We start from the raw sequence: 20,145 nt of genomic DNA, 5'->3' as shown, positions 1-20,145 counted from the left end.
TGCGGTCATTTTAAAATTATTCGTTGTGATTTGCGGCGGTCTGACGATATTATTGAGAATAATATTGATAGTAATTCGCATTATCATGAAAAAAATCATCTTCAGTTTTGTTGTTTTTTATCTCTGGTGCAGCGCTGCCGTCAGTGCCACGCCGGACTATCAGGCATGGGTACACGAGATTCAGCAGCGTCTGACGCAGGCAGAACAGCAGTACCGGCAGGGCGAGGTGCAGGCGGCGCGGCAGAGTGTCCAGCTGGCCTACTTCGAGGTATTCGAAAATCTGGAAGGGCCGATCCGCATCAATCTCTCTGCAAAACGCAGCTATCAGATGGAAGCGAAGTTCGGTGCCATCCGCCAGCAGATGACGGCGCAGCAACCGCAGGATGCGGTGACGGCGGCGATTGCGGAACTGAAACAGGATCTGGACAGTGTGCTGCCGGTGCTGGAAGGCGGTCATCAGCTCACGGCGGAAAGTACTCACGATACGCTGGCCCAGACGAGCGATGGCTACTGGCCGCAGCAGTTCCGGCTGACGGAAGATCTGCTGGCGCAGGCCATCACGGCATATCAGCAGCAACGCTATACCGAGGCCAGTCAGCTGGTGCAGAAAGCCCAGTACGACGGTTTCAAAAATAATGAACTGGAAACGCAGTTGCGTCTGCAGGTGTCGGCGAAAGCTGCTGCTGATATCAATGCGCAATTCAGCAATCTGATCGCGTTGACGCGCCAGCCGGACAAGCTGAACGACATCAGCTATCAGGTGACGGTGCTGCTGCAGGATCTAAGTGACCAGCTGGCGTCACTGCCGGTGCCGGCCGATGCCGTGCAGCCGCAGGAACCGTCGGCCGGCACACAGTCGGAGGCGACGGCAGAGAACCAGAATCAGGACTGGGCCGCCGTCAGGGAACAGATCAATCAGGCTATTACCGCTGCCATCGGCCAGTATCAGCAGGGTGACGCCCAAGGTGCGATGCTGAGTGTGCAGGACAGCTATTTTGATCTGTTTGAAGCCAGTGGGATGGAAAACCGGATCGGTGCGGCGGACAGCAACTTCAAGGCGCAGCTGGAAGGCTACTTCACCCGCATGGTCAGTCTGATGAAATCCGGCAGTCCGCTGGCGGCGCTGCAACAGCAGCAGCTGGGGCTGGCACAGGATCTGCAGACCGCGGTGGAACGTCTGCAGCAGGATAGCGGCACCGGCTGGGGGCTGTTCATTTCCAGTCTGCTGATCCTGTTGCGCGAAGGGCTGGAAGCCTTGCTGATTGTGGCCGCGATTGTCGCCTATCTGATCAAAAACGGTCATCAGGACAAGTTGCCGCTGATCCGCCAGTCGGTCTGGATCGCGCTGGCCGCCAGCCTGGTCACGGCGGTGCTGTTCCAGTGGCTGTTTACCGGCTCCGGTGCCAGCCGGGAGATCCTGGAAGGGGTCACCATGCTGATTGCCGTCGTCATCCTGTTCGGCATGAGTTACTGGCTGCTGGCCAAGGTGGAGGCGCATCGCTGGAAAGCCTATCTGGAAGGCAAACTGAATCTGTCGCTGTCCCGTGGTTCGCTGTGGGGGCTGTGGTTTACCAGCTTCCTGGCGGTATACCGTGAAGGGGCGGAGACCGTGCTCTTTTACTATGCACTGCTGGCCGAGGCGAAAACGCCGGCAACGGCCGGTCTGGTGTTCGCCGGCATGGGCGTGGGCGCCGTGGCGCTGACGATTATCTTTTTCCTGATGCGTTACAGCGTGGTGAAACTGCCGCTGAAACCCTTCTTCCTGTTTACCGGCAGTTTCATGTATCTGATGGCGTTTGTCTTCGCCGGCAAAGGGGTGCTAGAGCTGATCGAAGGCAAGATTTTCCAGCCGACCCTGTTCGCGTTCATTCCGCAGGTTTCCTGGCTGGGCATTTATCCCTATGCCGAAACCCTGATTCCACAGTTGATATTAGTGCTGGCGGCGCTGTTCGCGCTGTGGCGCATCAAACAACAAGGCAATTCCACTCTCACTAAGGAAAGATAACCATGAAGTTCAACCCATTCTGTACTGCAACGCTGCTCTCGGGTCTGATGGCGGCACCGGCGGCCCTGGCCTTCCAGGAATACCCGGCCGGGGAACCGATCATCATCAATGAAATGGAGATCGCCGCGGTTTACCTGCAGCCGATCGACATGGAACCGCGGGGCATGGGCTTGCCGGCCGCGCAGTCGGATGTTCATCTGGAAGCCGATATTCACGCGGTCGAAGGCAACAAGAATGGCTTTGGTGCCGGGGAGTGGATCCCTTACCTGACCATCAATTACACCCTGACCAACACCGATACCGGCAAATCCCAGCAGGGTACCTTCATGCCGATGGTCGCCGGTGACGGTCCGCATTACGGCGCCAATATCAAGATGATGGGCGTTGGTAACTACAAGGTGACCTACCGCATCGATCCGCCGGCAAAGGCAGGCATGCACCGTCATACCGACAAGGAAACCGGCGTTGGCCGCTGGTGGAAACCGTTTGATGTCAGCTACACCTTCAAATACACCGGCTTATAAGTCGTAATCGGCTGGCAGCAGTCTGACGTAATTATCTGAGATATCATGAGTTATTTCTTTTTTGCCGTATTACTGGCCGGTCTGCTGCCGGCGCTCTGGCTGGCGCTGGCTCCACCGCCGGCCAGCCGGCAGGGACAGATCCCGGCGATGGTCGTCGGGCTGCTGGCGGGCGGGCTCGTCGGGCAGTTGTATCCGGGCGGACAACTGCCGTTACTGGCACTGCACGGCTACCGTCTGCTGCTGCCACTCCTGTTTCTGCTGGTACTGCCGGCCGGCCGTTGGGGCCGGACCGGCTTTACTTTTGCCTTCGCGTTGATGAGCGGGCTGCTGTTCATCCGCGATCCGAATATTCAGAACTTTACCGCCACGGCGGTGATCAACTCGGCGCTGCTGCTGAATGCCGGCGCGGTGCTGGCCGGCGTCCTGATGACGGCGCTGCTGGCGCTGAGTTCGGCCCGTCTGATCAATCAGTTGCCGCAATGGCGCCGAGCGCTGCTGTGGCTGCTGTTCCTCCTTTACGCCCTGCCGTTATCCGGTGAGCTGCTGCTCAGCCTGATCAAGCTGGGTGTGCTGCCGCTGCAGACCGTGCTGCTCAGTTACATCGCCCGAGTCACCAGTCTGCAGACGCTGCTACCCTTTGCCGCGCTAACCGGTCTGGCTGCGCTGGGCGCTGTCGGGCTGTGGCAGTGGCTGCGTCCGCTGAAAGCTGCGTTGCAGACGGCGGAGGCCGGCAATCCGCAGCGCAAGGCCAGTGCGCAGTATCTGCTGGCCCGGCGCTGGCATCTGGCCCATCTCCTGCTGGTAGTGCTGACGCTGCAGCCGGGACTGTACTGGCATCTGGTGGCCTCGCGGCCGCCGCAGCTGTCGGCTGCCACCGAAGTGCATATCGCCGCCGATGGCAAGGTGCATATTCCGGTCTCTGCGATACGCGACGGCAATCTGCACCGCTTTGCGTGGGTCGCCCCTGACGGCAAGGTGGTGCGTTTCATCGTGATCAACCGCTATCCGCAACAGCTGAAATTCGGCGTCGCCTTTGATGCCTGTCTGCTCTGTGGCGATCAGGGCTACATCCAGGAAGGTAACCAGATCATCTGCGTTGCCTGCGGCGTGCATATCTTTATTCCGTCGATCGGCAAGCCCGGTGGCTGTAATCCGGTGCCGCTGGAAGCATGGCAACTGGCCGGTGACGGCGAAAAACAGGAACTGCTGATCAGCCGGCAGGAGCTGGAAAACGGCACGGCCTACTTTAGCGCCGCCGTGGAACAACAGGAGCATCACTGATGTTATTGCGTCTGATCCTGCAATCGTGGCGCCGTCAGCACCGGCGTCGCCTGCTGGCAGTGTTTACCATCTTTCTGGCCGCTACCCTGGTGTCGGCGCTGCTGGCGGTCTCCATCGATATCGGCGACAAGATGGCGCGCGAGCTGAAAACCTATGGTGCTAATATTCTGGTGGAACCGGCCAGTCAGAGCGTGCTGCCGGAGCTGTTCGGCGACGCCGGGCATAATCCGCTGGCCGGACAGGACTTTCTGGACGAGAAAGAGCTGCCCAATATCAAGGATATTTTCTGGCGCAACAATATCGTCGGCTTTGCGCCGGAGCTGAACGGGCTGGTCCGTTTCGGTCAGCACGAGATCGAGATTGAAGGCACCTTCTTCGATCACGCGATTGTGGTGCCGGATGAAGAGGATTACCGCACCGGACAGAAGATCCTGAGCCCGTACTGGCAGGTGAGCGGGGCCTGGCCGGACGATACCCAGCCGCAAGTGCTGGCCGGACAGGCTCTGGCGGATCAGCTCGGGCTGCAGGTGGATCAGCCGATCACCTTGCAGGCCGGATCACAGCGTCTGACCTTCACCATCAGCGGGATCCTGCGCAGCGGTGGCGCCGAGGATCAGCGCCTGCTGATGCCACTGCGCTATGCCCAGCAGTTACTGGATCTGCCCGGCAAGATCCAGCGCGTCCGGGTTTCCGCGCTGACGGTGCCGGAGAACGCGCTTTCCCGCAAGGCCCGGCAGGATCTCGATGCGTTGACGGCGCAGGAATATGATCTGTGGTACTGCACCGCCTATGTCTCTTCCATTGCGCATCAGCTGGAAGACGCGATTTCCGGCAGTGCCGTACGGCCGATCTGGCAGGTCGCAGCCTCGGAAGGGGTAGTGATTGAAAAGATTCAGCTGCTGCTGGCGGTGGTGACGCTGGTGGCACTGGTAGCGTCAGCGATGGGCATTGCCTCGCTGATGACCAGTAATCTGCTGGAGCGGGCCCGGGAAATCGGTCTGATGAAGGCGCTCGGCGCCGAACTCTGGCAGATCGGTCTGCTGTTCTACGCCGAAGCGGCGCTGAGTGGCCTGATCGGCGGCCTGGCCGGCTGTGTCGCCGGCTGGGGCTGTGCCTGGCTGATCGGCATGACGCTGTTTGGTAATCCCCTCAGTTTTGCCTGGCTGGTGGTGCCGGTGGTGGTGCTGCTGTCGGTGCTCATCGCGCTGATCGGTACCTGGTTCCCGGCCCGGCAGATAGCCCGGCTGTATCCGGTGGAGGTACTGTATGGCCGCTAATTCCTCCCTCTCTTCCCTGTTCTGGGTGCTGATCCGCCGTGCGCTGTGGGTACGGCGGTCCCGGATGCTGGTGATGTTTATGGCGCTGCTGGTCGGCGCGATGATTATCTGTGCCATGGCGGCGCTGTATCTCGATATTGACGCCAAGATGAGCCGTGAACTGCGTACTTTCGGCGCCAATCTGTATGTCGGGCCGAAACAGGGACATGCAGTTGCCGAGCAGACCTGGCTGCAGGCTGCCTCGCTGCCGCCGGCTACAGCCGTACAGGCGATGGGCGGTTTTCTGTATGGCATGGCCCGCACTGAGCAGGAAACCGTGGTGCTGATGGGCAGCAATTTCGAGGCGCTGGCAGCCCTGTCGCCCTACTGGCAGATCAGTGGCGAGCGGGTCAGTGTCGGTTTTGACGAGCGCAACGCCATGATGGGTAAGAAACTGGCCGAACGGCTGGAGCTCAAACCCGGCGATACCATCACCCTGATTCAGGACGGGCGGCGGCATACCCTGACCATCAAAGGCATTGTCGAAGCGGGTGATGCCACCGACTACTACCTGATTGTCAATCTGTCACTGGCGCAGCAGTGGCTCAACCGGCCGGGCGAGATCAGCCACGGGCTGATGAGTCTGGATAACCGTAATGGTCAGGTGGAACAACTGGCGGCCCGGATGACAGCGGCCTATCCGGATCTGGAGGTGCGCCCGATCCGCAAGGTCTCGGCCAACGAAGGCGCGGTGCTGTTCAAGATCCAGGGGCTGATGGGCATGGTGTCGGTGGTGATCCTGTTGCTGTCGACCCTCTGCGTCAACACCACGCTGATGGCGCTGATCGGCGAGCGGAGCCGGGAGTTTGCCCTGCAGAAAGCGCTCGGTGCCTCCCGCAAGGCGATTGTCGTTCAGATCGTTACCGAAACTTTGCTGGTCACCAGTATCGCCGCCGTGGCCGGGCTGCTGGCTGGCTGGCTGCTGGCACAGGTACTGGGCCAGACCGTGTTTTCGGCGTCCATCAGCATGCGCTGGCCGGTGATTCCGCTCACCTTCCTGCTGAGTCTGTCGGTGGCCGGCTTTGCGGCGGTGGTGCCGGTGCGGCGGGCGCTGGCGCTGGAACCGGCGCGTATCCTGAAAGGAGAATAATGTGAATTTAGTGATTGAAACCAGGCAACTGTCCCGGCATTTCGGCAATGTGGCGGCCCTCGACAAGATCGATATCCGCATCCGGCAGGGCGAATTCGTCGCCATCATGGGCGCCTCCGGCTCGGGTAAAACCACGCTGATGAACATCCTCACCTGCATGGATACCCTGAGCAGCGGCCAACTGCTGCTGGATAACGAAGATGTCAGCGCGTTTGATGAAGACCAGCGTCGGCTGTTTCGCGCCGACAAGATGGGGCTGGTGTTCCAGCAATTCCATCTGATCCCGTATCTCAGTGCGCTGGAGAACGTGATGCTGGCGCAGCATTATCACAGTGTGGTGGATCTGGCCGCGGCGCAGCAGGTGCTGACCCAGGTCGGGCTGGCCCACCGCTTCGACCATCTGCCGAGTCAGCTGTCCGGCGGCGAACAGCAGCGTGTCTGCATTGCCCGGGCGCTGGTCAATTCCCCGGAAATCCTCTTCGCCGATGAACCTACCGGTAATCTGGATGAGCAGAACGAACAGCTGGTACTGGCTTTGCTGCGCCAGCTGCATGCGGAAGGGCGCACCATCGTGATGGTGACGCATAACCCGGAACTGGGAAAAGTGGCAGACCGGGTGATCCGGCTGCAGCACGGCAAACTGGTGGAGAATACGACCGATGACATGGTTGCTGTCTAGGGTACTGTTGCTGGCCGCGTTGCTGGCCGGATGTCAGGAAGAAGCGCAGCTGAAAACCGGTGCCCCGGCGCCGGAACTGGCTGCCCTGACGCTGGAAGATCAGCCTGCCAGCCTGAAAGCGTGGCAGGGGAAATACGTGTATCTGGTGTTCTGGTCTGACAGCTGTGGCGGCTGCTTTGCGGAAATGCCGCATCTGCAGGCGCTGTCTCGGCGTTATCCGCGGGATCTGGTGGTCGTCGGCATCAATACCGATGCCAGTGCAGAACGGATCCGCGCGGTACAAAAACAGATGGGGCTGACCTACCCGCAACTGCGCGATCAGCTCAACATCAGCAGTGAGCGCTATCAGCTGCAGGGCACCCCGTCGGCCTATCTGCTGGATCGCGAAGGCCGTCTGCTGGCGCAATCGCTCGGTTTGCAGAAACCGGCCGAACTGGATCGACAATTCCAACAACTTATTCCGTAAAGCGAGAGGTCTGTTGTTTCGTGAAAAAAGGACATTATTTACTGGTGGCCGTGCTGGGGCTGGCGACATTCGGCGTGATGGAATGGCCACATATCCGGGAACACTGGCTGATGGCCAAAGAGGTGGAGGTGGATGCCATGACCTCCGCCAGCCGGCCGACCGCGCAGGCTATTCTGGAGCGGGCACTGCAGAATAAGGCGCAGGACCAGTTGCTGGTGGTGGTGGGCTGGGTCACCGAAATCCTGCCGGACGAACAGCGGGACGTCGTCAGCTATCAGCGCTTTGTGGTGCGCCTGACCAACCGCAAGCCGCTGCTGATCGAGCACAACCTGCAGATCGCGCCGCGCGTCGAAGGGCTGAAAACCGGCAGTGAGCTGCTGATCCGCGGCCGTTATTTCTGGAACGAACAGGGCGGGGTGCTGCGTCAGACGCATCATGATCCGGAACAAAAACAACCGGACGGCTGGATCCGCTTCAAGCACAAGAATTATGGCTGACCGGCGGCGTTATTCCGGCCACAGATGAACCGCCAGCCAGAGCGCGCCGGCTGACACCTGCTGCACCGTATGCGGCAGGCCGGCCGGCAAAAACAGATAATCGCCGGCGCCAAGCTCCACCGTTTCCCCTGCCACATTCAGCACGGCGTGCCCCTGCAGCAGTACCACCCATTCATCCTGGATCTGCCGGTACGCGTGCGGCGTATAGGTGACCGGGCTGATAATCCGTTCGATGACGAGATTCTTATCAGCCAGCAACTGCTCAAAACGCTCTTCCATGGCCGGAGGCAACGCATCAACAAACAGATTCCGCACCTGCATGTTGTCACCTCGCTTCAACGCTACCAGGCACAGTCAGGTATTTGGGAAAGCGGGTGAGCGCCACTGGCCCGCTTTCGCTGACCCAGATCGTGTCTTCCGCCCGTACCCCGAAGGTCTCGCGATAGATGCCGCAGTTACCAATACCGAGGACCATGCCCACCATCACATGTTCGACCTTCTGCTCGCCATGGATCACGGCATGACCGCCAGGAATGGGCGCTTCTTCGTGTTCGATGCCGACCCCGTGGAACACCGGCCGCAGGAATTTGCCGGCATATCCGGCCTGTTCCAGTGACGTGGCCATCGCGCCGTCAATGCCCAGCAATACCGCACCGGATATGGCGGCGGCAATGCCCCGTTCCTGCGCGTCAATATAGGCATGCAGCGCGCTCGCCGCATCCACCGGCACCGGTTCGATGAGAAAGGTTCGGCACAGATCCGCCGCGTAACCTTGCACCATGGGCGCAAGATGCACCTGAACCACTTCCCCGGCGGCGATGATCTTCGCCGTGGCCGGTCCATGGGCCATGGCGGAGCGCCAGCCTGACGCTACATAGGTCACTGACGCCCAGCCCTCAGCCCCGGCCTTGCGCATCGCCAGTTCCGCTTCACCGGCAATCTCGGCCTCGCTGACACCGGGTCGCAGCGCACGCGCCGCCGCACTCATACCGGCATCCGCGACCCGTGCGGCCGCCTTCAGACACGCGATTTCCTCCGGATCCTTAATCATGCGTAGCTGGGAGATAATAGGCGTTGCCGGGACGACCTTGGCCTGCGGCAGAATATGGGCGACAAAGACGTCATAGAGTGCCGCGTCGAAGAAGTTCTTCTCAATTGCGATGGTTGCCTGCGTGAGACCGAGCTCCTGCAGCACATCGCGAAAACCGTGAAACATCTCGGCCTCGCTTTGAAAGGCTCGAATCTCGGTTGCCGCCGAGGCACGCTGAACACTCGCGACATCACACGCCGGCACGGCCACGACGCAACGCTGTGTCCGCGTGAGCAGCGCCAGCGCACACGGCCGGCCATCACCGGTAAAATAGGCGAGGTTGGCGGGTTTCATCAGAAACAGCGCATCGACGCCGTCCCGTTCCATCAAGGCTGCCGCACGGCTCCAGCGAGCCTTATAGTCGAAAGTAGGATTGTCCATAACGTCTGCCTTCTCACTGGCCTGAGGTATGAGTTAAGCATAGATGACGAGTGGAAATCCTCTTCTGCAATAACACAGCAGGTGTATGATGGGAAAATAACGAGTCTGTCTTTGTCTCATGCTTTCAGGGAACGAGGGTGAACGATAAAAACATTCAGTTTTACACGGACAATGCCCATTCGCTGATTGCCCAATATGACCAGGTGCATTTCGAGTCGGTGCATAAAGACTGGCTGAGCCATATCCCTGCGCAGGGCATGGCGCTGGATGTCGGCGCCGGTTCCGGCCGTGATGCCCGGTACTTGTCGGCAAAGGGATTGAGTGTTGTCGCGGTGGAGCCCGCAGAGACATTACTGGAAGCCGCGAAGGCCAACCCGGAAAACCACAACATTCACTGGCTGTGCGACGCGCTGCCGGAATTGAATCAGGTGTTCGCATTGCAGGTGAAATTTGACCTGATTCTGCTCAGTGCTGTCTGGATGCATATCGCGCCATCCAGCCGGGAACGCACCTTTCGCAAATTAAGCTCCCTGCTCAAACCCAACGGAAAAATGGTCATTTCATTGCGGCATGGTGAATGCCGGGATGAACGAACAATGCATCCGGTCTCCGCGTCCGAACTGGCGCAGTATGCCAGTCAGTTTGGCCTGACCTGCCAGTTGCTGACCCAAAACCGGCAGGCTGACCAGCTTGGCCGGAGTGACGTCAGTTGGGAAACCGTTCTGCTGACACTGCCGGACGATGGCACCGGCGCCTTCCCGCTCATCCGCAATATCGTGGTGAATGACAGCAAATCCTCCACCTACAAGCTGGCGTTATTAAGAACGCTCCTGCGAATAGCCGACGGACATCCCGGTGCGGTCATGGAACAAACCGAGCAGCAGGTTTGCCTGCCGCTGGGTCTGGTCGCCCTGTACTGGCTGAAACTGTATAAGCCGCTGGTTGATCAGTACGACATGCAGCAGAGCAGCAGTAACACCAAAGGGCTTGGCTTCATTAAATCCGCGGGCTGGTCACAACTGACCTCGTTCGCCAATAATGATTTCTACATCGGCGCCCATTACCCGCAAGCAGCGATCGCCTCCGCCGTCAGTCAGACACTGAAAGATATCGCCCGCACCATCAAGGAGATGCCGGCAAAATACACCACCTTGCCGGGAACGTATGAGCCGGTTTTTCATGTGGATACCGCCCGTAGCATCCGGGAAATGCCAGCGAGATACACCACTTTGCCGGGAGCGTCATCAGATGCGGTTTTCAACGTGGATATTGCTCCGCGCCAACCCGCCACGGACGGATTGATCCTGGATTTCGATTTTCTGAAATCATTCGGCAACTTCTATGTGCCCAAACATATCTGGGATGCGCTGACCCGGTACAGTGTCTGGATCGAACCGGCGCTGATCAACGAATGGGCAGCGCTGATGGCGGGGTATGGGAAAAACAGGGAACGGCAATACTCAAAACTCGATTACCTGAACGCCTTAACGTGGGACGATCCGGAAAGAACGACGACAAGAGTCAGAAACCGGGTCAATAGCCTGCTGGCGCAAGAACCGGTGAGCTGTTGCTGGAGCGGGAAAGCGCTGCGGACAAAGGATTACGCGATCGACCACGCTTTTCCGTTCGCCCGCTGGCCAAACAATGATTTATGGAACCTGCTGCCGGCCAGAACCATCATCAATGCGCAGAAATCCGACCGACTGCCGAGTCGGATAAGGCTCTCCAACTCGAAGGAACTGATCCTGCACTGGTGGCAACAGGCATGGGATGACCATAAAGCCGAGTTTTTCACCCAGGCCGCCTTCGCACTGCCCAGCATTCAGCCGTATCATGAGAACTACGAGGATGTGTTTGAAGCCATGTCACTGCAGCGGGATCGGATCAAGGATTTTCAGCAGCTGGAAGATTGGGGGTGATTTGCTTCATCGCCATTACCGGGGTAAAGGGACTTAGGGAAAATATTTTATGTTTGATAGCCTGTATGCGATGTTGATAGCGTTAACACTTTCGTTTTTTCCTGTGGCTGTAGCTATCGGAATTATCTCTTTTATTAAAAAACAACAGCGTAAAAACCGGGTTAGCCCTCTCACTGCCAATTTGTTACGACCTTATGGGTACACGCTTCAGGAAAGTATCCATGACTTGAAACTTGAGTTATTTGGCCAAATTACAGAAATCTTAATGATTGGATTGATGTTGCCTTTACTCCTATTAATTCAGGCGTACTTTTTTAACATCAAATTATCTCTCACTGCATGGATAATCACAGGAACCATTGGCTTCATTACTTTTGTATTTAAAATCCGGAATATATTGAAGTTAGTGAAATCATTAGAGCAAAACAGGCTGGGCTATTCCTGTGAAATGGCCGTTGGCCAGGAATTAGAGAATTTGATTCGCCCCGTCAATCATCCCTACCGGCTGTATCATGATATTCCGTTCGAAAACTACAATATCGACCACTTGGTTGTTGGTCCTAACGGTGTTTTTGTTGTTGAGACCAAAGGCCGCTCAAAGCATATCATTGAGGGTTCCAAACAATTCAAAGTGGTTGTTGAGAATGACTCGCTTATCTTTCCGACTCACACGGAAAAAGAACCAATCGAGCAGGTTAGGCGAAACGTTCTGTCAGTCAGAAAGTGGCTTCAAAGCGCAACAGGTATGGATATTCCTGTTGCAGGCATTCTGGTATTGCCGGGATGGTTCGTGGAACTGAAACAGCGTGCTATTGATCCGTATATTCTGAATGCCTCGGCCTTACCGAAAGTGTTCCCTAAATTTTTTGCCGGGGCTCTGGAGCTAGGGCAAATCAACGCTATTGCCTATCAGGTTGAGCAGAGGGTTAGAGATATTAAGAGAGACTAGCTAGTCAGGCTGTGCCTCAATATGCTTTTCTTCTATCTCGATAGCAGAGTTGTTACATGACGCTGAAAAAAGCGAGCGGAAGCTCATAAAAATCACTCTTGAGTCGAATTCATCTGCTATTTGCATCATTTTGTGAGCAGAATAAAGCTCCTATTCTGCTCATCATCAGATCTTGTTCTGAAATGGCCCGATCTGCAGTGAGGCAGTTGCATATTGGCTTCGTTGTAACTTCCCCCCAAGCTTAATACTAGCCTCATTGGTTCCACACCCATTATCGCACGGTTTATTACTGTAATTTCCAGTACGTTAGCCGGTGCTGTTTAACCTGTAATATCTACGGTTAATGAGCGGCCTCAATGGAGGCTAAAATAAGTCAATTCATTCATTGAGGACAACCGATGCCATTAGCCGCCAGAGTCAGTGATTCTCATGCTTGCCCGCAGAAAGGGCACTCCGTAAATACCATATCATCCGGTTCTGGTGATGTATTCATTAATGGGTTACCCGCAGCAAGAGTGGGTGATGCAACAAGTTGTGGCGCCACAATAGTAACAGGAAGTTCGACTGTATTTATCAACGGGAAACCGGCTGCTTTGCTTGGTGCTGCAACGTCACATGGCGGCGTCATTATCAGCGGTTCAGGGAATGTGCTGATTGGTGATTAGTATTTCCCCCGACAGAACCAGAGGCCGGGAAAACGCAAAAACAAAAAAGCCCGCTTATTCAGCGGGCTTTTCCGTAGTATCTGGCGGAGAGATAGGGATTCGAACCCTAGAAGGGCTACAAACCCTTGCCGGTTTTCAAGACCGGTGCATTTAACCACTCTGCCATCTCTCCGTTCTTGGCGCGTATCATACGGGGTTATTTATTTTTCGTAAAGCATCAATGAGTTGATTGCTTAATCCTTGAGCGGAAGCGCACATTTTTCTTCATCCGGCTGGCACAAAAACGTCGTCATACTGTCATAAACCGCCTTTAGTCTGTGAATACAGCCTCAGCAGCGGATCGGGATCAGGAGGATGTCATGGCGCATTCATCAGATGTGGCAGCGGAATTGCCGGAAGAAATCAATAATGGGCTCCGTCAGCGTGTGACGTCGTCCGGCAGTATTTTTCATCAAAAACGCTTTCGTAATCATCATCTGCCGCAACCCATGACCGCGACCGGATTGCTCCGTCTGCTGGGGCGTTACCTGTTTGCCCGTCCGGCGGTGCCGGCGCCGGTCAGACCGTTGCCGGTCCATTCGCTCACCACATTGCAATTGCTGGCTGCGCCGGCGGATACGCTATACCGGCTGGGACACTCCACATTATTGCTAAAACTCGGCAGCGAGTTCTGGCTGACCGATCCGGTGTTTTCCAAACGGGCGTCACCACTCCAGTGGGCTGGTCCGAAGCGCTTTCACGCCCCGCCGCTCTCGCCGGAACAACTGCCGGCGCTGAAAGGCATCATCATTTCGCATAACCACTATGACCATCTGGACAAGATGAGTATCCGCACGCTGCGTTCCCGCTGTGAGCAGTTTTATGTGCCGCTTGGCGTCGGCAAAAAATTGCGGCAATGGGGCGTTGCGGCGAGCGCCATTACCGAATTGGACTGGTGGCAGTCGGTACAGATCGGCAACACGCAACTGGTCGCCACCCCGGCGCGCCACTTCTCCGGACGCGGTTTGCTGGATACCGACCGCTCGCTGTGGTGTTCCTGGGTGATCCGATCACCGGAATTCAGCCTGTTTTTCAGCGGCGATACCGGCTATTTCGATGGCTTTAAGCAGATTGGCGAGGCTTACGGCCCGTTTGATGTCACCTGTATTGAAACCGGCGCCTATGATCATAGCTGGCCGGATGTGCACATGCTGCCGGAGCAATCGCTGCGGGCTCATCTGGATTTGAAAGGGCAGTATATGCTGCCGATCCATAACGGTACGTTTGATCTGGCGTTGCATGACTGGTTCGAGCCGTTCGAGCGGATCACCGCGCTGGCCCACGCGCAGCAGGTGCCGCTGCTGATGCCGCAGATCGGCGCACCGGTACAGTTATCGGCGCCGCCATACTGGTTGCCGTGGTGGCGTCAGTACGACACGGAGCTGATCGATATTATCGACGCGATCGGCGCAGAATAGAACATCCGGCCCCGGCACAGTGGAGTGCGGGGCAGGGCGTGACCCGGTTTAACTCAGGGTCGTAAACAGCTCGTCAATCTGCTGCTCGGAGAAGATGCGGATACCGTGTGCTTTCAGCAGATGGGCGGTGATGCCTTCTCCCTGAATCTTCCGGCCGCGGAACTGGCCGTCATAAATGTCGTGGCTGCCGCAGGACGGGCTGCTCTCTTTCAGCAGGGCATATTTGATTTTCTGCTGCTGGCACAGGGCCAGTGCCTGTTCGGCCCCTTTCAGAAATGCGCTGGTGACATCCTTGCCTTCGCCGGTCATGACGCGCCCATCCTGCTGGATTTCGGCGGCCGGACGCGGTGTCGGCAGTCCGCCGGCCTGCTCCGGACAGTACGGTACCAGCCAGCCATTGGCATGCCAGCGTTGCAGTAGCGGATGATTCACCGGTTTACTCTGACCATCATAGCGTGCCGGACAACCTAACAGGCAGGCGCTGACTAATATCTTTGGCGTATTCATGATGTGATTTCCGTGCTCTCGTTCTGCGGCTGAATGTTTGCCGATTAGCAAAACATTATCCGTGATAACCGGTTTATGTTCTGCGAAGCGGATCTAAAACGACAGCCGTGGCGCTGTCAGCCGCGTTGCATCATACGGCGCGGTTTAACTTTCCCCGGAGAGCGGTGCCGCGCGCTGCTGCCACAACCGGAAGATCGTATGGCTGTTCACAAACAGGAAGCTGCCTTCGATCATGGCGCCGCCAATCGAGCCAATCACGAAGTTATGCGTAACCCAGCAGACCGTTCCCATCAGCATCAGCAGGCGCATGCGGATACCCTGTTCGCGGTAGAGCGCCCAGGTGCCCAGCGTGGTACCGATGATGGTCAGCCACTGGATCGGCTGCGTGATATTCGGTATGCCCAGCACCCAGACGATCAGCAGAAAGAATGCCATCACCGCCACATGGCGGGTGCGGGTGGAGACAAAACTGCGTAATCCGCTCAGCCAGGCGGCATAGGCAGCCGTCGGCGCGCTGAGCAGAAAGAAGTGGCAACCGATCACCACACAATACAGCGTCAGCAGGGTACGCAACCGCTGATCGTTTTTCTGAATAAAAGCCGAAATGCCGACCGCAAATGCAATTAAACCCACTGACTGTGCCAGTGGGTTTGCTGCAAAGAGTTCCGCTATGTGGTGCAGGAATGTCATCAAAGAGTCACGCCGCTTTTGAATATAGCCAGTTCCCGGAAATCGTTCTGTTCATTACAGGTGGCTTTGCCATTGGCGACATCGGCAATCAGGTCAATAAACTGATTGAGCAGTTGGCTCATGGTGTGACCTTCCAGCAACTGACCGGCATTGAAATCAATCCAGTGTGGTTTGCGTCGGGCCAGATCGCTGTTGGTCGCCAGTTTGACTGTCGGAACGAATCCGCCGTAGGGCGTCCCGCGCCCGGTACTGAACAATACCATATGGCATCCGGCGGCGGCCAGTGCGCTGGTAGCTACCGCGTCATTGCCTGGTGCGTTCAACAGGTTCAGACCCGGCCGGGTTAACCGTTCACCATATTTCAGCACATCGATGACCTGACTCTGACCGGCTTTCTGGGTGCAGCCCAGCGATTTTTCCTCCAGTGTGGAGATCCCGCCCGCCTTGTTGCCCGGTGACGGATTCTCATAAATCGGCTGGTTGTGATCGATGAAATACTGTTTGAAATCGTTCACCATGGCCACGGTTTTACCGAAGGTGTCTTCATCGCGGCAGCGTGACATCAGAATACGTTCCGCGCCGAACATCTCCGGAACCTCGGTCAGTACGCTGGTACCACCATGGGCGATGACATAATCGGAGAACTGGCCCAGCAGCGGATTGGCGGTAATGCCGGAAAAACCATCCGAACCGCCGCATTCCAGTCCGAACTTCAGTTCGCTCAGCTTGCCGGGGGTGCGCTGGTCGTCTTGCATCACCGCCAGCAGCTCTTTCAGATGCGCCACGCCGGTGCCGACTTCATCGTCATGCTGCTGGCAGACCATGAAGCGTACCCGTTCGGCATCAAATTCGCCTAGGGTCTCTTTAAACGCGGCGATTTGGTTGTTCTCACAGCCCAGGCCAACCACCAGCACTCCGCCGGCGTTGGGGTGTCGGACCATATTCTGCAAAATGGTACGGGTATTCTGGTGATCCTGACCCAGCTGGGAACAGCCATACTGATGACTGAACAGGTGGATACCATCAATCGTGGACAAATCACAGTCCTGTTCGATCTGCTTGAGCATCTGTTTCGCCATGGCATTGACGCAGCCCACGGTCGGTAAGATCCATAACTCGTTGCGGATGCCGACCTGACCATGCTTGCGGCGATAGAGCATGACGTCACGATCGGCCGGTTGCTGCGGCACCTCGACAAAATCCGGCTGATACTGATAGCTGTCCAGATCGCTCAGGTTGGTGGCGATATTGTGGTTATGCACGTGCATGCCCTGGGCGATATCTTCTTTCGCGTGACCAATCGGCAGACCGTACTTGATGATCGGACTGCCTGCTGGCAGATCGCGCAGTGCCAGCTTATGACCCCGGCTGATTGGGCCACGCAGCGTGATCAGGGTATTCTCTATGTCAATCTGCTGACCTTCGGTCAGGTCAGCCAGTGCCACGGCCACATTGTCGGTGGCGTGTATCTTTATTACTTCCTGCATGGTGAGACCTCAACAGCAAATAGTCAGTGCAGTACGCATGCCCTGGGTGTGGATCCGGGTCAGATGGGCACAGACCGCTTCCACCAGGCCTTTAACCCGGGTGAGATCTTCGCCCCAGTGACTTTCCAGACTCAGGGTCTGTTTCACCAGTTCCGCCATCGTGATGCGGCCGTCATCCACGGCGGTCCACAGTGCCGAGAAGTGCTCCAGCCAGTGCGCATCATCCTGCAGCGGATAGCTCTCGTCACCGCGTTTACCGTGGTAGAACGCCAGCAGCGCCGCCAGCGCAAAGGTCAGGCGAACCGGCAGGCAGCCTTTGCGATCCTGATAGGTCAGCAGTTGTGGCAGGATGCGGGTCTTGTATTTGGTCATGCCGTTCAGCGCGATCGACAGCAACTGGTGCTTGATGAACGGATTGCGGAAGCGCGCCAGCACATCGCGGGCGAAGGACTCCAGTTCATCCCGTGGCAGATCCAGCGTCGGCACGATCTCTTCAAAAATCGCCTTTTCGACGAACTGGCTCAGCTGGGCGTCATCCATGCTTTCACCGACGGTGTTCAGACCGCTCAGGAACGCCACCGGTACCATCGCGGTATGGGCGCCATTGAGGATCGCCACTTTGCGTTCCTTGTACGGCTTGATGTCTTCGACGATGCGGATGTTCATCTGCTTGTCGGCCGGCAGCTGATCCAGACACAGCGCTTCCCGCAGCCATTGCGGACCTTGAATAACAAACAGATAGAAATATTCGGCGGTATCGACGAACTGATCCTGATAGCCGAACTCTTCCTGCAATGATGCATGTTCATCGCGCGGGAAGCCGGTGACGATCCGGTCGACCAGGGTCGAGCAGAAGGTGTTGGCCTGACCCAGCCAGTTGGTGAAGGCCAGCGGCAGTTGCCACTGCACGGCATATTTCAGCACCAGTTCTTTCAGCGCGTCACCGTTATAGTCGATCAGCTCGCAAGGCAGGATGATCCAGCCCTTGTCGGCGGCACCGTTGAACTGCTGAAAACGTTCAAACAGCAGGCGGGTCAGTTTTGCCGGAAAGCTGGCGGGTGGTGCATCGGTGAGCTGATCGTCCGCGACATACGTGATACCCGCTTCGGTCGTGTTCGAGAACACGAAACGGATATCCGGATTGCGCGCCAGGGCCAGCACCTCGTCAAACTGCTGATAACAGTTCAGCTCGCGGGTGACGGAGCGGATCAGGCGGGTATGACGTACCGCTTCGCCCTGTTCGTTCAGACCGCGGATCACGGTAGTGTAGAGGCCGTCCTGCGTGCTCAGGCTGGGCGGGAAGGCGGTATCTATCGGGCGGATGATCGCCACCCCGGCGTTCAGGCTGGTGTATTCGTTCAGTTGATCGATCTGCCAGTCCACAAAGGCGCGCAGAAAGTTACCTTCGCCGAACTGAATGATTTTTTCCGGATAGGCAGCACCGGGAAATTGCTGACGGTTTAAAGCGTGCATTTGTGTCTCCTCAAAACGGGAGGGATGCTCCCGTTTTCTCTGTCTGGTTCAGTTATTTCAGTTCGATACCGAAGTAGTTTTTCGCATTGTGGAAACAGATGTTTTCCACCATTGAGCCCAGCAGTTTGATATCTGCAGGTGCTTCACCGTCCGCCACCCAGCGGCCGAGCATACGGCACAGCACACGGCGGAAATATTCGTGACGGGTATAGGAAAGGAAGCTGCGGCTGTCGGTCAGCATGCCGATGAAGCGGCTCAGCAAACCGAGTTGCGCCAGCTGCATCATCTGGCGTTCCATGCCGTCTTTCTGATCGTTGAACCACCAACCTGAACCGAACTGCATTTTTCCTGGGGTGTTATCACCCTGGAAGTTACCCAGCATGGTCGCCAGCACTTCGTTATCACGAGGGTTCAGGCAATACAGAATGGTTTTCGGCAGCTGGTTGTTGCGGTCCTGCGCATCCAGTAAACGGGACAGCGGCGCGGCGACCAGACCGTCATTGATGGAGTCAAAGCCGGTGTCCGGACCCAGTTCCAGCAAACGACGGCTGTTGTTGTTGCGCAGTGCGCCGATGTGATACTGCTGCACCCAGCCACGCTGTTTGTACTCTTTCGCCAGGAACAGCAGTACTGCGGTTTTGAAGGCCGCGACCTGTTCGAGGGTCAATTCTTTGCCCTGACGACGGGCCTGCAGCATCGCCGTCAGTTCGGCATCCGAGGCTTCACCGAACATCACCACATCCAGCGCATGGTCGGAAATTTTACAGCCATGAGCAGCGAAATGATCCAGACGTTTGCCCAGCGCTTTGGTCAGGTCATCAAAGGTTGTAATGGAGACATCAGCGGCTTTTTCCAGCGCCGTCATGTAATCGGCAAACCAGGGCGCATCAATGTTGAACGCCTTGTCCGGACGCCAGCCCGGAGTCACCACGATGTTGAAGTTGCTATCGGCGGCGATTTTGGCGTGGTGTGACAGGTCATCAATCGGATCATCGGTGGTAGCGACCAGCTTCACGTTCATCTGTTGCATGATGCCGCGCGCCGAGAATTCCGGCTGTGCCAGTTTGTCGTTACAGAAATCCCACACCTGTTTCTCGGTGGTCGGGGAGAGCTGCACGTTGGTTAGTCCGAACGGACGGCGCAGTTCAAGGTGGGTCCAGTGATACAGCGGGTTGCCGATGGTGTGCGGCACGGTCGCCGCATAGGCCTGATATTTCTCGTAATCGCTGGCGTCGCCAGTACAGAAACGCTCATCAGCCCCGTTAGAACGCATCGCGCGCCATTTGTAATGATCGCCTTTCAACCAGATGTCATACAGGTTCTTAAACTGATAATTCTCGGCAATCAGCTGCGGCGGTAAATGGCAGTGGAAATCGTAAATCGGCTGGTCAGCCGCGAAATCATGGTACAGCTGGCGTGCAAAATCAGTATCCAGCAAGAAATCTTCAGTTAAAAACGAACTCATATTCCACTCCGGTACGGTATTGCGGGCTGATGCGTCAGAATTAACGTATGAGCCAGAACAAATGTGTTATACCAATTATTCAGAATAACGACATCCTGTCCAGCAACTACCCTTGGTTTTTGTATGGTGGCTCACAGATTTTATGCGGATGGGGGAAAAGGGCTCATTTTTCCGGATAAACAGGGTTCTTTTTGAGGATAAAAA

The 20,145-nt window shown here is 56.8% G+C and carries 19 protein-coding genes and 1 tRNA gene; 12 read left to right on the top strand and 8 right to left on the bottom strand.

Going from position 1 to position 20,145, the window contains the following annotated elements:
- Positions 1-85 precede the first annotated feature (85 nt).
- The 8 genes from HNR75_RS11965 to HNR75_RS11930 are packed head-to-tail and all read left to right on the top strand — an operon-like array spanning position 86 to position 7,858.
- Entirely contained in the window at positions 86-2,005 is a 1,920-nt protein-coding gene (locus HNR75_RS11965) for an FTR1 family protein (protein ID WP_188027218.1), read from the top strand.
- A gap of 2 nt (positions 2,006-2,007) precedes the next feature.
- The gene (locus tag HNR75_RS11960; protein WP_188027217.1) at positions 2,008-2,529 is read left to right on the top strand and encodes an iron transporter; all 522 of its coding nucleotides are present in this window, start codon (positions 2,008-2,010) and stop codon (positions 2,527-2,529) included.
- Between the two features lie 45 nt (positions 2,530-2,574).
- Positions 2,575-3,810 carry a Fe-S-containing protein gene (locus tag HNR75_RS11955; protein ID WP_188027216.1) on the top strand — a complete coding sequence of 412 codons (1,236 nt, stop codon included), beginning with the start codon at positions 2,575-2,577 and terminating at the stop codon, positions 3,808-3,810.
- Positions 3,810-5,087: an ABC transporter permease gene (locus HNR75_RS11950; RefSeq protein ID WP_188027215.1), complete on the top strand. Its 1,278-nt coding sequence runs from the start codon at positions 3,810-3,812 to the stop codon at positions 5,085-5,087. The genes HNR75_RS11955 and HNR75_RS11950 overlap by 1 nt, the downstream gene beginning before the upstream one ends.
- Positions 5,077-6,216, top strand: a complete 1,140-nt coding sequence (locus HNR75_RS11945; protein WP_188027214.1) for an ABC transporter permease — start codon at positions 5,077-5,079, stop codon at positions 6,214-6,216. The genes HNR75_RS11950 and HNR75_RS11945 overlap by 11 nt, the downstream gene beginning before the upstream one ends.
- Position 6,217: 1 nt before the next feature.
- Positions 6,218-6,895 (top strand): ATP-binding cassette domain-containing protein, encoded by a 678-nt coding sequence (locus HNR75_RS11940; RefSeq protein ID WP_188027213.1) that lies wholly within the window; start codon positions 6,218-6,220, stop codon positions 6,893-6,895.
- Complete coding sequence (locus HNR75_RS11935) at positions 6,876-7,361, top strand: TlpA family protein disulfide reductase (RefSeq protein WP_188027212.1); 486 nt, start codon at positions 6,876-6,878, stop codon at positions 7,359-7,361. Before HNR75_RS11940 ends, HNR75_RS11935 begins: the two co-directional genes overlap by 20 nt.
- 20 nt (positions 7,362-7,381) lie before the next feature.
- A complete protein-coding gene (locus HNR75_RS11930) occupies positions 7,382-7,858 on the top strand; it encodes a DUF3465 domain-containing protein (RefSeq protein ID WP_188027211.1) in 477 nt (158 codons plus the stop codon).
- A 9-nt stretch (positions 7,859-7,867) separates the two neighbouring features.
- Here the strand turns inward: HNR75_RS11930 and HNR75_RS11925 are convergent, their stop codons facing one another.
- Entirely contained in the window at positions 7,868-8,179 is a 312-nt protein-coding gene (locus HNR75_RS11925) for a cupin domain-containing protein (RefSeq protein WP_188027210.1), read from the bottom strand.
- A 4-nt stretch (positions 8,180-8,183) separates the two neighbouring features.
- On the bottom strand, positions 8,184-9,329 hold the full coding sequence (locus tag HNR75_RS11920; protein ID WP_188027209.1) for a M24 family metallopeptidase: 1,146 nt from the start codon (positions 9,327-9,329) through the stop codon (positions 8,184-8,186).
- 137 nt (positions 9,330-9,466) lie between these two features.
- On the opposite strand from HNR75_RS11920, the gene HNR75_RS11915 reads away from it, so the two are divergent.
- The 3 genes from HNR75_RS11915 (at position 9,467) to HNR75_RS11905 (ending at position 12,862) form a co-directional block, all read left to right on the top strand.
- Positions 9,467-11,248: a methyltransferase domain-containing protein gene (locus HNR75_RS11915; protein WP_188027208.1), complete on the top strand. Its 1,782-nt coding sequence runs from the start codon at positions 9,467-9,469 to the stop codon at positions 11,246-11,248.
- Positions 11,249-11,297: 49 nt separating this feature from the next.
- The gene (locus HNR75_RS11910) at positions 11,298-12,197 is read left to right on the top strand and encodes a nuclease-related domain-containing protein (protein WP_188027207.1); all 900 of its coding nucleotides are present in this window, start codon (positions 11,298-11,300) and stop codon (positions 12,195-12,197) included.
- 398 nt (positions 12,198-12,595) lie between these two features.
- Positions 12,596-12,862 carry a PAAR domain-containing protein gene (locus tag HNR75_RS11905; RefSeq protein WP_188027206.1) on the top strand — a complete coding sequence of 89 codons (267 nt, stop codon included), beginning with the start codon at positions 12,596-12,598 and terminating at the stop codon, positions 12,860-12,862.
- 81 nt (positions 12,863-12,943) lie between these two features.
- On the opposite strand, the gene HNR75_RS11900 is transcribed toward HNR75_RS11905, so the two are convergent.
- Positions 12,944-13,034 (bottom strand) — tRNA-Ser (locus HNR75_RS11900).
- A 187-nt stretch (positions 13,035-13,221) separates the two neighbouring features.
- Here HNR75_RS11900 and HNR75_RS11895 point away from each other — a divergent pair.
- Entirely contained in the window at positions 13,222-14,319 is a 1,098-nt protein-coding gene (locus tag HNR75_RS11895) for an MBL fold metallo-hydrolase (protein ID WP_188027205.1), read from the top strand.
- A 48-nt stretch (positions 14,320-14,367) separates the two neighbouring features.
- On the opposite strand, the gene HNR75_RS11890 is transcribed toward HNR75_RS11895, so the two are convergent.
- The 5 genes from HNR75_RS11890 to uxaC form a co-directional block, all read right to left on the bottom strand.
- Entirely contained in the window at positions 14,368-14,826 is a 459-nt protein-coding gene (locus HNR75_RS11890) for a 2-thiouracil desulfurase family protein (protein WP_188027204.1), read from the bottom strand.
- A gap of 144 nt (positions 14,827-14,970) precedes the next feature.
- Positions 14,971-15,516, bottom strand: a complete 546-nt coding sequence (locus HNR75_RS11885; protein WP_188027347.1) for a YgjV family protein — start codon at positions 15,514-15,516, stop codon at positions 14,971-14,973.
- On the bottom strand, positions 15,516-17,003 hold the full coding sequence (locus HNR75_RS11880) for a UxaA family hydrolase (RefSeq protein WP_188027203.1): 1,488 nt from the start codon (positions 17,001-17,003) through the stop codon (positions 15,516-15,518). The genes HNR75_RS11885 and HNR75_RS11880 overlap by 1 nt, the downstream gene beginning before the upstream one ends.
- Positions 17,004-17,012: 9 nt before the next feature.
- On the bottom strand, positions 17,013-18,476 hold the full coding sequence (locus HNR75_RS11875) for a tagaturonate reductase (protein ID WP_188027202.1): 1,464 nt from the start codon (positions 18,474-18,476) through the stop codon (positions 17,013-17,015).
- A 52-nt stretch (positions 18,477-18,528) separates the two neighbouring features.
- On the bottom strand, positions 18,529-19,941 hold the full coding sequence (gene uxaC, locus HNR75_RS11870; protein WP_188027201.1) for a glucuronate isomerase: 1,413 nt from the start codon (positions 19,939-19,941) through the stop codon (positions 18,529-18,531).
- Between the last annotated feature and the right edge of the window lie 204 nt (positions 19,942-20,145).

The organism is Tolumonas osonensis, assembly GCF_014202415.1.
Taxonomy (GTDB): domain Bacteria; phylum Pseudomonadota; class Gammaproteobacteria; order Enterobacterales; family Aeromonadaceae; genus Tolumonas; species Tolumonas osonensis.
This window is presented reverse-complemented; position numbering and strand designations above follow the sequence as displayed.

Excerpts from the sequence above, each read along its gene's own strand:
- uxaC (WP_188027201.1), bottom strand. The coding sequence starts at position 19,941 with ATGAGTTCGTTTTTAACTGAAGATTTCTTGCTGGATACTGATTTTGCA.
- HNR75_RS11895 (WP_188027205.1), top strand. The coding sequence starts at position 13,222 with ATGGCGCATTCATCAGATGTGGCAGCGGAATTGCCGGAAGAAATCAAT.
- HNR75_RS11960 (WP_188027217.1), top strand. The coding sequence starts at position 2,008 with ATGAAGTTCAACCCATTCTGTACTGCAACGCTGCTCTCGGGTCTGATG.
- HNR75_RS11950 (WP_188027215.1), top strand. The coding sequence starts at position 3,810 with ATGTTATTGCGTCTGATCCTGCAATCGTGGCGCCGTCAGCACCGGCGT.
- HNR75_RS11875 (WP_188027202.1), bottom strand. The coding sequence starts at position 18,476 with ATGCACGCTTTAAACCGTCAGCAATTTCCCGGTGCTGCCTATCCGGAA.
- HNR75_RS11910 (WP_188027207.1), top strand. The coding sequence starts at position 11,298 with ATGTTTGATAGCCTGTATGCGATGTTGATAGCGTTAACACTTTCGTTT.
- HNR75_RS11945 (WP_188027214.1), top strand. The coding sequence starts at position 5,077 with ATGGCCGCTAATTCCTCCCTCTCTTCCCTGTTCTGGGTGCTGATCCGC.
- HNR75_RS11920 (WP_188027209.1), bottom strand. The coding sequence starts at position 9,329 with ATGGACAATCCTACTTTCGACTATAAGGCTCGCTGGAGCCGTGCGGCA.
- HNR75_RS11905 (WP_188027206.1), top strand. The coding sequence starts at position 12,596 with ATGCCATTAGCCGCCAGAGTCAGTGATTCTCATGCTTGCCCGCAGAAA.
- HNR75_RS11925 (WP_188027210.1), bottom strand. The coding sequence starts at position 8,179 with ATGCAGGTGCGGAATCTGTTTGTTGATGCGTTGCCTCCGGCCATGGAA.
- HNR75_RS11890 (WP_188027204.1), bottom strand. The coding sequence starts at position 14,826 with ATGAATACGCCAAAGATATTAGTCAGCGCCTGCCTGTTAGGTTGTCCG.
- HNR75_RS11885 (WP_188027347.1), bottom strand. The coding sequence starts at position 15,516 with ATGACATTCCTGCACCACATAGCGGAACTCTTTGCAGCAAACCCACTG.
- HNR75_RS11935 (WP_188027212.1), top strand. The coding sequence starts at position 6,876 with ATGACATGGTTGCTGTCTAGGGTACTGTTGCTGGCCGCGTTGCTGGCC.
- HNR75_RS11955 (WP_188027216.1), top strand. The coding sequence starts at position 2,575 with ATGAGTTATTTCTTTTTTGCCGTATTACTGGCCGGTCTGCTGCCGGCG.
- HNR75_RS11965 (WP_188027218.1), top strand. The coding sequence starts at position 86 with ATGAAAAAAATCATCTTCAGTTTTGTTGTTTTTTATCTCTGGTGCAGC.
- HNR75_RS11880 (WP_188027203.1), bottom strand. The coding sequence starts at position 17,003 with ATGCAGGAAGTAATAAAGATACACGCCACCGACAATGTGGCCGTGGCA.